3 protein-coding genes and 1 pseudogene are annotated in these 1,009 nt (G+C 55.2%); 1 reads left to right on the top strand and 3 read right to left on the bottom strand.

The features are described from left to right. From KDK13_RS12030 to KDK13_RS19215, 3 genes and pseudogenes are all read right to left on the bottom strand, one after another. Positions 1 to 323: pseudogene (locus tag KDK13_RS12030) on the bottom strand (Na+/H+ antiporter subunit D); the annotation flags it as partial. Further along, the gene (locus KDK13_RS12025; RefSeq protein WP_257285214.1) at positions 320 to 673 is read right to left on the bottom strand and encodes a Na+/H+ antiporter subunit C; all 354 of its coding nucleotides are present in this window, start codon (positions 671 to 673) and stop codon (positions 320 to 322) included. The pseudogene KDK13_RS12030 and the gene KDK13_RS12025, both read right to left, overlap by 4 nt. Further along, complete coding sequence (locus KDK13_RS19215; protein ID WP_373692237.1) at positions 673 to 861, bottom strand: MnhB domain-containing protein; 189 nt, start codon at positions 859 to 861, stop codon at positions 673 to 675. The genes KDK13_RS12025 and KDK13_RS19215 overlap by 1 nt, the downstream gene beginning before the upstream one ends. A gap of 15 nt (positions 862 to 876) precedes the next feature. On the opposite strand from KDK13_RS19215, the gene KDK13_RS19210 reads away from it, so the two are divergent. Then, the coding region (locus tag KDK13_RS19210; RefSeq protein WP_373692236.1) for a hypothetical protein at positions 877 to 1,009 on the top strand (133 nt) is incomplete at its 3' end.

Below are 1,009 nucleotides of genomic sequence, written 5' to 3'. Positions count from 1 at the left end.
GCATACAAAGGTTTGCTGCGCAAATCCGTAGTGCTGTAAAGCACAATCGCGACACCGATAATGGCAGTAATCAGTACCATGCTGGCGGACAGCAGGTCGGCGACAAAAACAATACCGAAGGGCGCCTGCCAATCGCCAAAGGCGGTCACCTGCAGGCCCTGGGTAATGACGCTATGGATTAGCAACAGGGCGACACACAGGTTAGCCAGGGCGCCGGACCAGCTGATCGGGGATGACAGGGTGCGGGTGCGAAAGCTGAAAGCACAGGCTGTGGCAGTCAGCAGCGGAATAAAAACAGGCAGAACCAGCAGCCAGTGGGTCATTGCTCGGTCTCCGCGTGTTGCATTTTGTCCATGTCGGCAGTGCCCAGTTCTTTGATGGCGCGATAGGCCAGTAATAAGGTGAATAACAACAGACCGAAACCGATCACGATGGCGGTCAGAATCAGCGCCTGTGGCAGCGGGTTTGCGTAACCGGCCGCCGGGAGCAGGGCATCACTGGCAATCAGCGGTGGATTACCGCGGGTTAATCGGCCAGCGACAAAAATGGCCAGGTTGATGGCGTTACTGACCAGAATCATGCCGAACAGAAAGCGCACGATATGACGCTCCAGCATCAGGAATACGCCGCAGGCCGTCATCAGGCCGACGACCAGACACCAGAGAAACTCCATTAACTTAACTCCTCTTCAACATTCAGCAGGATCATCAGTACTGATCCAATGACAGCGAGGTAAACGCCAACGTCAAATAACAGTGGGCTACCGACTTTGCCCAGCCACAGGCCGGAGAGAAAAGGCTGCCCGAAAAACAGGGGCAGCAGACCGGCAAACAGCGCTATTAATACGCCAGTGCCAGCTATAAGCCACCGGAGTCCCTGCTTTATTGGCCCTGGATTCCCTCGCTGGGTATTGATTTTGCCCTCCGCCTTGATGGCCTCAGCGTTTTGTTTGCCAGTTTAATCAGCGGCGTCGGGTTTCTGGTCCAGCTCTATGCCATCGCCTATATGA

Source organism: Endozoicomonas sp. SESOKO1, from assembly GCF_024606265.1.
GTDB lineage: Bacteria > Pseudomonadota > Gammaproteobacteria > Pseudomonadales > Endozoicomonadaceae > Endozoicomonas.
This window is presented reverse-complemented; position numbering and strand designations above follow the sequence as displayed.